This window comes from Legionella rubrilucens (genome assembly GCF_001468125.1).
GTDB lineage: Bacteria > Pseudomonadota > Gammaproteobacteria > Legionellales > Legionellaceae > Legionella_C > Legionella_C rubrilucens.
Window position 1 is genome coordinate 582,925 of the sequence record NZ_LNYT01000020.1, and the last position, 14,027, is coordinate 596,951.

A 14,027-nucleotide genomic window follows, 5' to 3' on the forward strand; every position below is an offset into this window, starting at 1 on the left:
ATTATGGTTTTATCACTATTGCAAATAAAGGAACAAATCAAAACCGCTCAACAGGCTTTCAGAAAAGCCGCTTCTGATTGGTTGATGCAGCAACCGATACCCCTTGAAGAAAAAGCAAAATGGCAGGATTGTTTTAAACGCCGCACCCGAGAATCCTTGCTGAATGCCACGCGCCACAATGGCCTGCCACTGGTGGCAAACGATTCTGAGGCCCATCAGGTTTATGGCGAGGCGGAAACCAGCGAGGTCCGGCCACCGGTAGTGAGACGTCAGTATGGGGTGAGCGGGGAGGCGTTCTATGAGCAATATTGCCATCTGGTTAATCTGTATGAACTGTTGCTTCGTGCGGAAGAAATTCTCACAACCGTTCCGCAATTAATCAATTTAGAGGATTTAAGTTACTTTGCCCTGCTGGCTGGCAACATGGATCTGGAGCTTAATAAAGCGCCCGAGAATGTGGATATTATTGCCGATTACCAACAACGCCTTTCCAAAGCACGGGTTGATTTTGCAGTGGCTGACCATGAGGCGGCTCTTGCTCTGCATTTATACGAAAAGCATCATCAGGATTGTCAGAGGGATTTTATTGATATTCTGGTCCTGCTGCAAAATGAACTGAAAGCCCTCTATCAGCGTTATCCCAATACCAGCGTTTTCAAATACGTGATGTATGATCACTGGCAGACGGTAGTGATTGCGACAGGCAAAGCCCTGTTTGGCCGTTCCTGCTGCCGTCATCCGTCCATCGACAGCCTTAAAATCCTGGACAATGGCTTTAATGAACTGATTGAATCGGCAGCACAGAGAAGGGCAGATGCCTGCCATCAATTGCAATCCGACGTTGATCACTACAAGGAAAAGATAAAAGGGGCGTTGTCGTCGGCTGAACGGAAACTGGGCGGCATGGCAAGCCGCATGAGACTTCAGGATCAATTGGCCCATTGGCGAACGCCAACCGACCCTGCGCTTGGCATTTCGCCATATGTCAATGCCATGTTTGGTTTTTGGCGTGCGATGCGCGGCAATGGGTGGATCGATCGGCGAATGCTTACATCGGAAGCACCCCGTGTGGATGCCAGTTTGAATCAGGACGATGCAGAGACCACCTCGATTGTGCCCTCGTCCTGACAGTGAGTCTGAGCATTGCATGTAAAAAATTCAATGTTCACTTTTCGGCGGCGTCATTTTTAAAATTCACTACACTGTTATTGACGTAGAGGATTGATTTGAGGCCGCCATGTTGACCGAAACCATCAAAAAGCACTATTACCAGGCCCTGTTGGACCATAACCCGCAGTATGAGGGCGTCTTTTATGTGGGCGTGACCACTACGGGCATTTTTTGCCGTCCCACCTGCCCTGCAAGAAAACCCAAATACGAGCATTGTGAGTTTTTTCTGACCGCGCAGCAGGCTCTGCTGGCTTCTTACCGCCCCTGCAAACGCTGCCGTCCCCTGTCGCACCCTAATCAGGTCTCCGATGTGGTGCAACACCTGGTGGCTGCAGTCGAGGCGAATCCTGAAAAGCGTTGGCAGAATGGCGATCTTCAAGCCCTGTCGATTGACGCGGTCAAAGCAAGGCGTCAGTTTAAAAAGCGCTTTGGCATGACCTTTGTGGAGTATGCACGCGCACGCCGCCTGGGGCTTGCGGTCAAAATAATCAGGGCAGGGGAGTCTGTTATCGAAGCGCAACTCGCCGCAGGCTATGAATCCGGCAGTGGATTTCGCGATGCGTTTGCACGAATTATGGGGGCGGCGCCATCCAAAAAAGGCCATTTCGCCCTGTTGAAAACCGCTCTGCTGGATACCCCCTTAGGCCCGATGATGGCGATTGCCAGTGATACCCAACTTTATCTGCTGGAATTTATCGAACGCCGAGGTCTTGAACGGGAAATTGAACGCCTGCGTCAGAAGGCATGTGCCGCGATTTTACCCGGCAGTGCACCGCCGATCGACCAGATTGATCAGGAGTTGCAGGCTTACTTTGCCGGAACACTGACCGAATTCACCACGCCTTTGTGCCTCATGGGTTCTCCCTTTCAACAACAGGTCTGGGACGCCTTGCGCCAGATACCCTCCGGTGAGACCCGCTCCTACACCCAGGTGGCTCAAGCCTTGGGCAAACCCTTCGCCTGCCGCGCGGTCGCTAATGCCAACGGGGCGAATCAAATCGCCATCGTTATTCCCTGCCACCGCGTCATTAACAGCAATGGCGAACTTGGCGGTTATGGCGGGGGCATCGCCAAGAAAAAATGGTTGCTTGAGCATGAACGGCAGGGAGTCAACGTTATCCTGTGAGCAGCATGCAGGCAAATAAGGCTGCTTATAACGAATGGGCCCGCAAACCCTGAAAAGGGGGTTGAGAGCGCTTTTAAGCCGGACAATGTGTTAAATCAGTGTAAATTTAATTCATAATAAAATTCGAATTGACAGTGTATAGGTATACTTTTCATTTTATGAACGAGGTTATCATGTCTGACACACTGGACGAGTTAAAAAAGATTATTAGTGAGCAAGAGGCCGCGTTAATGCTTAAAGCCCAGCAACAGAAATTGAATTTAAAGGAACAATTAGCCTTCGAAAAGCTTCAAATCCGATTGATGGATGAAGAAGGAATGCAGGAACTTCCTGCGGTAGAAACGTTGCAAAAGATGTATAAATCAGGGCTTGCTTCCTTTGAGATTCAATCGGAAAGCGACCGGTCATTTGCTGCGATAGCTGCAAACTTTGAGCGCAAGTACGGCAAGGAAAATATTAAAAATAATAATTTGTGCTTTGAGGATCATTCACGGGCGAATGTTTTTTTTCATTCTCAGGCTAATCTTGGGTATGCCTTTCTCTTTAAGGAAGCCCATTCTGACAACTATGCCTTTTCGGACGGCGACAATCATTACAAGATGGGCACGAAGGCAGAAATCATGGATTACTGCCGGACTCATGCGATTAAACCATCGCCATTTGACAAGACGCTGGATGTTCAGGATGAGCACGCGCCTGCAAGCCGGCGTATCAGCTAGAGTACAGGGGTTCTAGCCGCTAACCGTCGAAATTTCCGGACTGTTTTTAGTCACTTCGCGCTGCCTTAAGCACCTCAACAGAACTTTGTGTATTATTGCATTAAGATCAATGGAGGTATCGCTACGAGAGATAACAGAGAAGGTAAAGATAGGTTTGTTCGGATTTTTAAGTCATAAACATCGTAGTAATCCACAAGGCTTGCATAGTATTTGCAAAGAAGACTTATCCGCTTCAGTCAGCGATTTTCGAAGGCCCCGCTCAGCATTCAAGACATTTCTAATAATCACCTTTAAGGTTTTATTCAAATGACCATCTCAAGTAGAAAATACCACCAAAGAGCGTCGCATTGATGAACTGGTTACCGTACTTAATGATGCAGATACGCTTATCGTCACAGAACTCAGCCGTTTAGGCAGAAGCACAGCGGAAGTCATCGGCCTTGTGAATGAGTTTATTAAAAAACAAGTTCGCGTAATCCCCACTAAGCAAAACTTGGATATTAAACAACATGACATGATATCTAAAGTCAGGATTACTCTGTTTTCATTATTTTCTGAACTTGAGCGCGATTTGATTAGCTTATGAACAAAAGAAGCGTTAGCTGCTAAAAATCCCAAGGCACCATTTTGGGTAAACCAAGAAGCACAATGCAGAAAAGTAAATTTGATAAGGACGTTGAAAAAATTAAAGAGCCATTAGGGTATGGCTTATCAGCTAGAAAGATTGCTACGGTGTTAGCTTATACAAGTCATATTGCGCTCAACACTTATATTAATAAGCGTAACTTATGTTAAAAACAACTTAATGAAATCGAATTATTACCCCTAAAAACAATGAGCAAGTTGAACAAATGGCAATAATTGCTCAAAAAGAATGCTTTGTGATAAAATGCTATGCTTTTTTAATTATATAAGGTGCGTTTATGAATTATTTTGTCTCCTTGTTAATCTCTTTGTGTTTTTCCTCCAGTGTAATGGCTGGTGTTACTCCTGAAGTTAGCTTGCGCGATAAAATTGGTCAAATGCTTCTTATTGGTTTTGATGGAAAAAACGTAAACGCCCAATCAAAAATAATAAAAACTATTGAAAAAAATAACATCGGCGGAGTCATATTATTTGATTATGATTACCGCACCAAAACTTATGATAAAAACATTGAAAGCCCAGGACAAGTAAGACAGCTAAATAGTGATTTACAGTATTTTACGGAGCAAGGTAATTTAAAACACCACAGGTCAAAATTACCTCTCTTAATTTCTGTAGATTATGAAGGAGGAAAAGTTAATCGACTGGGTGAAAAATATGGGTTTCCGCCAACAATATCAGCTGCAGAAGTTGGAAAAAGAAGTTTTGAGGAAGCAGAATCCAGTGCAAACTCTATGGCTCAAACATTAAAAGAAGTTGGCTTTAATTTAAATTTTGCTCCGGTGCTCGATGTAAATGTTAATCCAGATAATCCAGTCATTGGAAAAAAGGACCGTAGTTTTTCTGCTGATGCATCAATGGTGGGTAGTTATGCCAGCATTTATACTCGCCACTTTTTAAATCAAAAAATCCAATGTGTATATAAACATTTTCCAGGTCATGGTAGTTCTACCAAAGATTCACATCTAGGTTTTGTTGATGTTACTGATACTTGGCAGACTTATGAATTACAACCTTACCAGCACTTATTAAATTCAAATGAATCTTGTGGCGTGGTTATGACCGCACATATAGTGAATCGCCAATTAGATGAGACAGGGCTGCCTGCTACATTATCTAAGAAAATATTAACAGGCCTTTTGCGTCATCAATTACATTTTAACGGTGTCATCATTACTGATGATATGCAAATGAAAGCCATTAGTGACAACTATGGGCTTGAGCAAGCTTTAGTGCTGACGATAAATGCTGGCGCAGATATGTTGATTTTTGGCAACAATTTAACTGTTGAACCACAAGATCCTGAACAACTTATTGATATCATTGAAGCTAAAGTTCTCTCGGGTGAGATTAGCCCAAAAAGAATAAATGAAGCATATAAACACATTGTTGCTTTAAAGAAATCAATTGTAACTCATAACTCGACAGCGTTTTAAAAGATATGGATCAAAGAAACATGACTACAAGATTGTTATCCTTGGACGTATTTGGGGGAAGGTATTTTAAGTACCTTTACCTGCGATTGCATCCGCATTGATTGGGAATATTATTATTAGCATTTTTCTCATTTTTTCGCGGACAAAAAATCAATTACAAGGGATGATTGTTGCTGGGATAATTTTATCGGCACTAGGTTGGCTACGGGGTTTTATTTTTCCAATTAACAAATCACTCTGGTCTAGCTCCTATGTATTATGGACAGGCGGTTTGGCCTTGCTAGTATTTGCTCTCTGTTTTGCACTCATTGAAATCAAACAATGAAGCTATTGGTCAAAACCATTCACCCTTTTTGGCAAAAACGCCATGCTGGTTTATGTTCTTCACGTTTTGCTCTTAAAGTTTCAAGCCAATATTCTGGTTCATAATAATGATGGTGACCCCATAAACCTGCCTCTATCAAAGATTTATTATTTGGAAATCTTACATTACAAAATGCCTCGCTTTGTTATGCAATACTGTACACGCTATTTTGGCTGCTTGTATTAAATACATTGCTGAATGGAGTTCAATACTGCTCGGCCAAATATCGTCTGTTAATTGACAACTGTTATAAGCGATAAAACCATTGAACTTGATGAAATAATAAACGAAGTTTCCTCAGGTGACTCAAAAAGATAATTATGATTAAAACCCGTCCGGAAATTTCGACGTTTCCTGCCGGGAATCCCAGTATATAAGCTGATCCAGGAGCAGCTTACCCAGTTAATCTACAACGGCCCAAGCTGCTGCCTCTGGCTGAGAGATTCACCATCCCTTGAGTAGCCGTAACCTGGCCAGGAGTAATCAACTATAATTAATAGTAGGGTGATTACAGGGGAGATGAGGATGAACAATGCACGGTTGAGTCCAGTCGCTCTGGGTTTGGCGCTTGGCATTTTTTGGGGAATTTCCATTCTGATTATGGGATTAATTGCTACTTATTATGCCTATGGCAGACCCTTTGTTGCGTCGATGGGGCTTCTTTATCCCGGTTTTGAACCCACTGTACTTGGCAGCCTGATTGGGGCAGTGATCGGATTTATTGATCTCTTTATCGGCGGTGTCATTATTGCCTGGCTTTACAATGCCTTTGCAGGAGTTTGCTGCCGTAAATCCGACAGGGTGGAGTAACTGCGGCTTTTGCCGCATGAGGTAGCGTTATGAATACATGGATTAAACACATGTCCTGGCAGGCAGTGGTCCTGCTGGGAGGGCTGATGATCAGTACGGCCAGTTCCGCCTGGCAAAATCAGGGGTATAACCGGGGAAATTTTGGTTATTACAATAATAATAATCAATACAACCCGTATTATCGCGGTAACATCTACCGTGGCCCTAATTACCATTACTATAAAAAATACCACCAGAAAAAGTATTACAATCACTGGCGCTATAAACAAGGTAATTATTATAACAACTACTGGTACAACCCAGGCATTATCCGCACCTGTAAAACCTATCAGGTCTGCACGAACTATGGCGGGTGTACGTTGCAACAGTATTGTTATTGATTGATGGTCCCCATGCACAAAGCATGTTATATGAATGTCAATCCGTTACTTGGTGGCGGGGGTGAGAACAGCAGTATACTGGGGTTATGCAAGGATTTGTTTGTTTTTAGACCCATGCTGGGATGTGCCTGTGGCGGCGTATGTCGCAGCGCTTCTTTACCGAAATGATGCCATTCGGGTAATGGATTAAACTCTTCGAATTTGAATTGCATACGTTCACCATGACTTCTATTCACTCGGGATGGGACTGTTCTTGCATGAGTGCGAGGTCACATCCCGTTGGGGGGAGGGCAGCTCTCAAACCGCAGATAGAAATAATGAATTGAGAGACGTTTATTTAACGCCACAGGATGAAGTTTTTGACTTAGGCTTTAGGGTCCGAACCGGAGAAGCCGGTTCGGATGTTTACGGACTTAGAGCGACGGAAACACCGGGATTAAGCTGCCAGGGCTTTGACGCGTGCGCTGAGGCGGCTTTTAATTCGGGATGCTTTGTTTTTATGGATCAAGCCTTTGCTGGCGGCCTTATCAATGATAGGCTGGGCTTTTGCGTAAGCAGCACGTGCAGCTTCTTTATCACCGGCTTCCACAGCTTTCAGAACATTTTTAATGAAAGTACGGTACATGGAACGCGCGCTGGCGTTATGTTTGCGTAACTTTTCGTTTTGGCGAGCACGTTTGATCGCTGATTTAATATTTGCCACTTACAAATCTCCACTCATTTTTAGATGTCACAAAAGAAGCTAATCATGCACAATGCCTTAGAATTTGTCAATATATTCTGGCAGATTAGCAAGCAAAAATCATGGTTTTTCAGCCTGTTAGCAAAACAAAAAAACCAAGGCAATGACCTGACAGCTCGCACAGACGGTTGGATACAGGGGAAAATGAGAAAATCTTGCGTAAAAGAAAGCAATTCCCCCTTATCGGGTATATGATAGTCGCAGGTCAAAAACCCATTTTACACTATGTCAGCGACAGAAACCATGATTCCCAAACGACAAAGTTTATTGCGCTCCACTTCGCTTGTTTCCTTAATGACGCTGACGTCGCGTCTGATGGGGTTTGCCCGCGACATGCTGCTTGCCTATTTTTTTGGAGCACAGGCGGGGATGGATGCGTTTTATGTGGCTTTTCGTATTCCCAATTTCATGCGCCGCCTCTTTGCCGAAGGCGCTTTCGCCCAGGCTTTTGTGCCGGTGCTGGCGGAATATCAGCAGACCCGGCCTGTGCATGATGTGCGCCTGTTCATTGCCCGCATCACCGGGCATCTAAGCCTGGTGCTTTCCTTAATCACCGCCATTGGCGTCATCGCCGCCCCTGTCATTATTTTCATTTTTGCACCGGGGTTTGGCGAAGGCAGTACCCGAACGCTGCTTGCCACCGAAATGCTGCGCCTGACGTTTCCCTATTTAATGCTGATTTCATTGACAGCCATGGCCGGTGCGATATTGAACACCTACGGTTATTTTGGCGTGCCGGCGTTTACACCGGTGCTGCTGAATGTGTTCATGATTCTGGCGGCTGTCTATTTAACCCCGTACACCGATCCGCCCGTTGTCGCCCTGGCCTGGGGTGTTTTACTGGCGGGGATTGCGCAATTGCTGTTTCAAATTCCGTTTCTTTACCAACGCCAGTTGTTGGTTAAACCGCGCCTGTTCTTTGGTGATGAAGGGGTTAGGCGTGTTTTGAAGTTAATGGTTCCTGCCTTGTTCGGGGTGTCCATTGCCCAGCTTAATTTAATGATTGATTCCATCTTTGCCTCCTTTCTTCAGGTCGGCAGTGTGTCCTGGCTGTACTACACGGACAGGCTCACTGATTTTCCTCTGGGGGTCTTTGGGGTAGCCATTGCGACTGTCATCCTGCCGCATTTGTCACGAAAACATGCTGAACAGAGCCTTGAAAAATACTCGCGTGCCTTAGACTGGGGCCTGCGCAGCATTTTACTGATTGGGTTGCCGTCGGGCATCGGGCTCGCGCTGTTTTCCATGCCAATGATTGCCTGTTGCTTTGCGTATGGCAAATTTTCGGCAGTTGACGTGCTGCAGACACAAAAAAGTTTGATTGCTCTGGGTTCCGGCGTGCCTGCCTTTATGATGATTAAAGTCTTGGCATCCGGGTTTTATGCCCGCCAGAATATCAAAACCCCGGTTAAAATCGGCGCCATCGCCATGGTGGTGAACAGCCTGCTGTGTGCGGTGCTGATTTGGCCTCTGGCCCATGCCGGCTTAGCCTTGGCCTCGACGCTGGCGGGTTATTTAAACTGCGGTTTATTGTTGATTCTATTAAGACGCCGGCAAATCTTTACGCCGGTCAAGGGGTGGCCGAAATTTATAGCCCAACTGCTTTTTGCTAATGGCGTCATTGCTGTCTATTTATGGTTTATGGCGGGTGATGTCAGCCAATGGCTGGCAAAACCGCCCTTATTGAGGCTGGGCACCTTATTCACCCATATTTTTGCGGTATTATTCATTTACGTGGTGTGTCTGTATCTTGCAGGAGTAAGGCCGGCGCAATTTCGTGGTTCAATGAAGGAGTGATTATGCACGCTGAAGCATTTTATCAGACTCAGAGCGAAGGGGCTGTCCCCCTGATGCTCATTAATCCATCCCAATGGCATGAGGGCAAAATCGAATTGAGCGATGGCGAGCGCTGTCAATTGCAGTCTCAGGCATTTAAAGCCAGACTGGGGCAGTTGTGCCTGATTTACACGCCGTCCGGTCAGCTTGCCAAAGCGTTTTTAGGGCAAGGGGAGGCCAGTGAAGCCCAGGCCATGGCGTATGCCGCTACCCTGTTGCCGGAAGGTGATTATGAAACGGCTCATTCCTTATCGATTTTTGCTCAGGTGAATTGGGCTTTGGCGCAATACCGATTTGATCGGTACAAAAAGCAGGAGCGGCCGCCGCGTCGTCTGGTTGTGCCCAAAGAAGTCATGAAGACACTTAAAACCGACGTGGAAGCAGTTTTTTTAGTGCGTGATCTCATCAATACCCCGAGTAATGACTTAAGCCCTCTGCAATTGTCTGAAGCGGTGGCCGAATTGGCCAGGCAGTACCAGGCCGATTTCTGCCAGTGGGTGGGCGATGAATTGCTCGCGGCCAATTTTCCTGCCATTCATGTGGTTGGCCGTGCCTCCGAATTTGAACCCCGCTTAATCCAGTTAACCTGGGGTAAAGCTGAGCATCCCAAAATTGCTCTGGTGGGCAAAGGTGTCTGCTTCGACAGCGGCGGTCTTGATATTAAACCGGCCTTAAACATGCGTTTAATGAAAAAAGACATGGGGGGGGCAGCCAATGCCTTAGGGCTTGCGCAATGGATTATGGCCAATCAGTTGCCTGTGCGGCTGCAGGTGTTAATCCCCGCTGTTGAAAATGCGGTGGGTTCACGCGCGTTTCGTCCAGGTGATGTGCTGACCATGCGCAACGGCCTGACGGTGGAGGTGGATAACACCGACGCGGAGGGCCGTCTGATTCTGGCCGATGCCATGGTCAAAGCCTGCGAGGAAGAGCCGGAATTACTGATTGATTTTTCGACCCTAACGGGAGCTGCGCGGGTCGCGGTGGGTACCGAAATAGCCGCCCTGTTTACCGGGAATGATGAACTGGCCATGACGTTAAGTCGTCTGGGTGAGGACATTGACGACCCCGTCTGGCGCCTTCCCTTGTTTTCAGGCTATGACAACATGCTGGATTCCACGGTAGCCGACGTTATCAATGCCAGCCCATCGCCCTATGCTGGAGCGATCACGGCGGCGTTATTTTTAAAGCGCTTTATCCATTCCCCGACACAATGGATTCACTTTGACATCATGGCCTGGAATTTAGCGAGCAAACCCGGAAAGCCGGAAGGCGGTGAAGCCATGGGGATGCGCACGATCGCTCATTACCTGAAGGAAACATACGGCTAAAGCCACCCAGGCCGAAGTCAAACCGCGGCCGGGGTGATACGGGTCTAGTTCATCAGAAAGGAAATGCTCAGTTTTTCGGGTTGAGTTGTCGGCTCTGTGGTATGAACAGTTACCTGTTCGTCTCCACTCTTTGATTTATGCCGTTTAGGGTGTGTTTCGGTGATCTCGACAACAGAGTCACTCGTCTCAGGCGTTATGGCGTTGACCACTTTTTTTGCTTTTTCAACGGTTTCGTTCGTCTTGGATTTTAGTATCTCCAACACCTTCATTATCTGGGTGCTCGCTCCCGGTTTTGTCAAGTCTGCGTTAGACAATAGGGTGGCAGTCTGGTGGAATTGGGTGCCTAACTCCATCATTTCTGCCTGTAGTGTCTGATTTTTAATCTCAGCGGCAGAGTACCCTTTCCCTACAAAAAAAGCCGGGGCAGCTTTTTGTGATGGCGATGGTCGAGCACTGGCCGGTTGTTGAGACGCTTTCGTCTGGCGAGGCGCAGGCTCCGGCCCAATGAATTTTCGCTTGGGGTTTTCAGGCGTTGTTGCTTCGGAGGCAGGTAACGTCTTGCTGAGCGATTGTTTTTCATTAAGCGCTGAATTTTTAAACGACTCCGTGATGAAATTCAACGAAACAGTAGCGGACTGTAGCATCTCGTTGAGACGCTTTATTTCAGCAGGGTCTTTAGCCTTTTTCAGTTGAGATTGAATGGTCATGATCCTGCTGTTTGCCCATCGCTCACTCGCGGCGTACGCCTCAAGGAATAACGCTTTAATGTCGTTGGCCGCTGCACTGTTGGTGTAAAAGAACCATCGAATCGGGGTGGAACCAGAGAAGTCAATGACGTCAAAAAAAGTATTTCCTTGAACATCAAAGGGTAGGGGATCGGATGTCTTGCTTTGAAAAACGGCCAGATAAGGGCATTTTTTGTCTTTAAAATCGGCAAGCACTTTTGTGGCCGCCTGAGGGGTAAGGCGAGCTAACGGGATAACATAAAGATTTTTTGGATCATATGAGCTAATGATCTTCGCTGTCGGTTCATCCTTTTCAAACAGAATGTTCTTCTGCTCAAGGACCTTTTTTTCAAGTTCAAGCATGTTTTTGTGTAATGTCATGCTTTTAGGGTTCGCCAGCGGGGTCAAAGGCTTGATCCTGTCTTTAAGTAGGCTATCAATGTCCATTTTTTCGATTATGGCAATATGGCCTCTCACGCTGGGATGGAGGTTATTGGCGATGAATTTTTTTTCAGGGAACATGGCGGCCAAATAAAGAAGATGGTTCCCGAGTCCTCCTGCTATATCGATGACATAGTCTGTGTTTTCTGAGGTAATGAGGTGGTGGAGTATGTCATGAAGCCGGTCCCAACTCTTCGGAGTCTTGCTAGTCGAGGTGACTGTTGGCTGCTCGCTTTTCCCGTCTTGATTCGGTTGATTGGTTTTCATTGTTTTCCTACTGAGTTGTGAAAGGCGGGTATTGTAGAAAAAGCAGGCATAAAATAAATAAGTCTGCGGTGGAATTAAACAATTGCAATCAATCTCTACGCAATATTTACAATCGCGGTGGAAGGTATAAAATCAAGCCATATCAATGGCATGGGTTTGCAGCTCGCATCCCTTGGCACGGTATTCGCGATAGTGAAGTCGGCTTATGTCTTTCGCGGACTCCTCCTCGGGTACAATTTCAATGACCCGTCTGAACCGGCCGTAAAATGAGGGTATGGAATCGGACAGATTGAGTAGAATTTCACGGAAACCGCGCGGTTCCTGGTCATGGCCAATTTGTACCGGTGGCGGTGGTTCGGGGCCTTCTCCCTGCAAATGATGGGGAATAAAGCTGTCTTCTTTAAAAGTCCAGAGCAATTCATCAAGCCTCTCGGCATCCTGTTCATTTTGACAATAAACAAACACCTGATGCCCGCGTAAGTAAGCTTTCTCGAGCAGGCGGCAGGCGAAAAGCCATTTCGCCTGAGGCTCGCGGGTGTTTAACAGGTAAAAATCAACGCGTGGAACTGACATGGCGCAAAAACTCAACAAGTAAGGGAACGGGGCGGCCAGTGGCCTGACGCTTCTTCCCGGAAACCCAGGCGGTTCCTGCGATATCCAGATGCGCCCAGCGGTATTTTTGAGTAAAACGCGACAGAAAGCAAGCCGCGGTAATGGCACCGGCACTGCGGTCAAACGCACCGTTAATCATGTCCGCCAGAGGACTTTCCAGCGCTTCCTGGTAGGCCTCATCAAGCGGCATACGCCAGGTTTTTTCATTGCTTTGGTCAGCGGCTGCCAGTAAATCGGCGGCCAGCGCGTCGTCTTTGGTCATAAAGCCCGTGGTAATAAAGCCCAGGGCAATAATGATGGCGCCGGTTAAGGTGGCGATGTCTATGACCATGGCAGGGTTAAGCCGTTCGGCGTAACTTAAGGCATCGGCCAGAACCAGCCGTCCTTCGGCGTCCGTATTCAGAATTTCAACCGTTTGTCCGGACAGGGTGGTCACGATATCACCCGGCTTGACCGAGGTGCCGCTCGGCATGTTTTCAGCGCTGGCAATGAGGCCTGTGACATTCACCGGCAGCTTGAGCAGGGCGCAGGCTTTCAATGTGCCTAACACACTGGCAGCGCCTGACATGTCGTATTTCATCTCCATCATGGCATCGCCCGGTTTGATGGTCAAACCGCCGGAGTCGAACGTGATGCCCTTACCTACCAGAACAATGGGTTGTGCATTGCCGCCGCCCTGGTATTGCAACTCAATAAAACGGGGTTCCTGATGGCTTCCCTGCGCGACAGCGAGCAACGCGCCCATGCCGATTTGGCGGATCTCATCGGGTCCCATGACCGACGCTTTGATATCGGCATGTTCGTTGGCCAGCGCCAGAGCCTGCTCGCCCAGGTAGGCGGGGGTACAGCGATTGGCGGGTAAGTCGGCTAAGGTGCGGGTCAGTTGCACGCCTTTGGCAATGGCTTCACTGTGCTTAAGGGTTTGATGGCTGACGCCAGGGAGACTGAAATGAACGGACTCCAGAATGAGTGGTTTTTTTTCTTTGGTTTTAAATTCATCCAACTGATAGCATTGAGCATCGACTTGCAGCACCATCTGCTGAAGTTGCCAGTCGGGGGTCTTATCGGCCACGGGCGGCAGACAAAGGGTGGCTGAGGCCACGCGCTGCTTCAATAGGGCAGCCATGATGTCGCCCAGGCGTTTTTGCAGGGCATCCCCGTTAAATTCTGCTTTTTTCCCACAATTCAACACCAGTAAACTGTGATGATTGATGTCCGTTTGCCAGGCTGAATCGCCTTTGTCCTTCAATCGGCTGAAAAGTCGCGAAATCAAGCCCTGGAGATGGCCATCGAGCATCTGAGCAAACGCATCCCACTCGCCGTCGCTGAAGAGGCCCAGTACGAGGCATTCGGCGTCGCTCAGCGAGGGCGTGTCAATTAATCCATAATTCATTGTGCTTCCTTAAGACAAAGAGTGCTAGTTTAC

14 protein-coding genes are annotated in these 14,027 nt (G+C 47.2%); 10 read left to right on the top strand and 4 right to left on the bottom strand.

Features of this window, described 5'->3' with window-relative positions; all coding sequences use genetic code 11:
* The first annotated feature begins 3 nt into the window (after positions 1–3).
* The 7 genes from Lrub_RS10410 (at position 4) to Lrub_RS10440 (ending at position 6,650) form a co-directional block, all read left to right on the top strand.
* On the top strand, positions 4–1,128 hold the full coding sequence (locus Lrub_RS10410) for a Rossmann-fold NAD(P)-binding domain-containing protein (protein ID WP_058532036.1): 1,125 nt from the start codon (positions 4–6) through the stop codon (positions 1,126–1,128).
* Between the two features lie 109 nt (positions 1,129–1,237).
* On the top strand, positions 1,238–2,296 hold the full coding sequence (locus tag Lrub_RS10415) for a bifunctional transcriptional activator/DNA repair enzyme AdaA (protein WP_058532037.1): 1,059 nt from the start codon (positions 1,238–1,240) through the stop codon (positions 2,294–2,296).
* Positions 2,297–2,469: 173 nt separating this feature from the next.
* On the top strand, positions 2,470–3,015 hold the full coding sequence (locus Lrub_RS10420) for a hypothetical protein (RefSeq protein ID WP_156413043.1): 546 nt from the start codon (positions 2,470–2,472) through the stop codon (positions 3,013–3,015).
* 388 nt (positions 3,016–3,403) lie between these two features.
* On the top strand, positions 3,404–3,601 hold the full coding sequence (locus tag Lrub_RS15135) for a recombinase family protein (RefSeq protein ID WP_237760806.1): 198 nt from the start codon (positions 3,404–3,406) through the stop codon (positions 3,599–3,601).
* A gap of 337 nt (positions 3,602–3,938) precedes the next feature.
* Positions 3,939–5,096 (top strand): glycoside hydrolase family 3 protein, encoded by a 1,158-nt coding sequence (locus Lrub_RS10425; protein ID WP_058532039.1) that lies wholly within the window; start codon positions 3,939–3,941, stop codon positions 5,094–5,096.
* An 889-nt stretch (positions 5,097–5,985) separates the two neighbouring features.
* Positions 5,986–6,270, top strand: coding sequence for a bacteriophage holin (locus tag Lrub_RS10435; RefSeq protein WP_058532041.1), 285 nt, complete (start codon positions 5,986–5,988; stop codon positions 6,268–6,270).
* Positions 6,271–6,299: 29 nt separating this feature from the next.
* Complete coding sequence (locus Lrub_RS10440; RefSeq protein WP_058532042.1) at positions 6,300–6,650, top strand: hypothetical protein; 351 nt, start codon at positions 6,300–6,302, stop codon at positions 6,648–6,650.
* A gap of 436 nt (positions 6,651–7,086) precedes the next feature.
* On the opposite strand, the gene rpsT is transcribed toward Lrub_RS10440, so the two are convergent.
* Entirely contained in the window at positions 7,087–7,353 is a 267-nt protein-coding gene (gene rpsT, locus Lrub_RS10445) for a 30S ribosomal protein S20 (RefSeq protein ID WP_058532043.1), read from the bottom strand.
* A gap of 45 nt (positions 7,354–7,398) precedes the next feature.
* Here rpsT and Lrub_RS10450 point away from each other — a divergent pair, with 45 nt between their 5' ends.
* The 3 genes from Lrub_RS10450 to Lrub_RS10460 are packed head-to-tail and all read left to right on the top strand — an operon-like array spanning position 7,399 to position 10,556.
* Positions 7,399–7,587, top strand: a complete 189-nt coding sequence (locus tag Lrub_RS10450; RefSeq protein WP_058532044.1) for a hypothetical protein — start codon at positions 7,399–7,401, stop codon at positions 7,585–7,587.
* Between the two features lie 30 nt (positions 7,588–7,617).
* Positions 7,618–9,189 carry a murein biosynthesis integral membrane protein MurJ gene (gene murJ, locus Lrub_RS10455; RefSeq protein ID WP_058532045.1) on the top strand — a complete coding sequence of 524 codons (1,572 nt, stop codon included), beginning with the start codon at positions 7,618–7,620 and terminating at the stop codon, positions 9,187–9,189.
* A 2-nt stretch (positions 9,190–9,191) separates the two neighbouring features.
* Complete coding sequence (locus Lrub_RS10460; RefSeq protein WP_058532046.1) at positions 9,192–10,556, top strand: leucyl aminopeptidase family protein; 1,365 nt, start codon at positions 9,192–9,194, stop codon at positions 10,554–10,556.
* Positions 10,557–10,600: 44 nt separating this feature from the next.
* Here the strand turns inward: Lrub_RS10460 and Lrub_RS10465 are convergent, their stop codons facing one another.
* From Lrub_RS10465 to Lrub_RS10475, 3 genes are all read right to left on the bottom strand, one after another.
* Positions 10,601–11,989: a hypothetical protein gene (locus Lrub_RS10465; protein ID WP_058532047.1), complete on the bottom strand. Its 1,389-nt coding sequence runs from the start codon at positions 11,987–11,989 to the stop codon at positions 10,601–10,603.
* 132 nt (positions 11,990–12,121) lie between these two features.
* Entirely contained in the window at positions 12,122–12,562 is a 441-nt protein-coding gene (locus Lrub_RS10470; protein ID WP_058532048.1) for a DNA polymerase III subunit chi, read from the bottom strand.
* Entirely contained in the window at positions 12,543–13,994 is a 1,452-nt protein-coding gene (locus tag Lrub_RS10475) for a leucyl aminopeptidase (protein WP_058532049.1), read from the bottom strand. Before Lrub_RS10475 ends, Lrub_RS10470 begins: the two co-directional genes overlap by 20 nt.
* Positions 13,995–14,027 lie beyond the last annotated feature (33 nt).

Coding starts and splice junctions, on each gene's coding strand:
- Lrub_RS10440 (WP_058532042.1), top strand. CDS start 6,300: ATGAATACATGGATTAAACACATGTCCTGGCAGGCAGTGGTCCTGCTG.
- murJ (WP_058532045.1), top strand. CDS start 7,618: ATGTCAGCGACAGAAACCATGATTCCCAAACGACAAAGTTTATTGCGC.
- Lrub_RS10475 (WP_058532049.1), bottom strand. CDS start 13,994: ATGAATTATGGATTAATTGACACGCCCTCGCTGAGCGACGCCGAATGC.
- Lrub_RS10415 (WP_058532037.1), top strand. CDS start 1,238: ATGTTGACCGAAACCATCAAAAAGCACTATTACCAGGCCCTGTTGGAC.
- Lrub_RS10435 (WP_058532041.1), top strand. CDS start 5,986: ATGAACAATGCACGGTTGAGTCCAGTCGCTCTGGGTTTGGCGCTTGGC.
- Lrub_RS10450 (WP_058532044.1), top strand. CDS start 7,399: ATGCACAATGCCTTAGAATTTGTCAATATATTCTGGCAGATTAGCAAG.
- Lrub_RS10410 (WP_058532036.1), top strand. CDS start 4: ATGGTTTTATCACTATTGCAAATAAAGGAACAAATCAAAACCGCTCAA.
- Lrub_RS10460 (WP_058532046.1), top strand. CDS start 9,192: ATGCACGCTGAAGCATTTTATCAGACTCAGAGCGAAGGGGCTGTCCCC.
- Lrub_RS10420 (WP_156413043.1), top strand. CDS start 2,470: ATGTCTGACACACTGGACGAGTTAAAAAAGATTATTAGTGAGCAAGAG.
- Lrub_RS10465 (WP_058532047.1), bottom strand. CDS start 11,989: ATGAAAACCAATCAACCGAATCAAGACGGGAAAAGCGAGCAGCCAACA.
- Lrub_RS10470 (WP_058532048.1), bottom strand. CDS start 12,562: ATGTCAGTTCCACGCGTTGATTTTTACCTGTTAAACACCCGCGAGCCT.
- Lrub_RS10425 (WP_058532039.1), top strand. CDS start 3,939: ATGAATTATTTTGTCTCCTTGTTAATCTCTTTGTGTTTTTCCTCCAGT.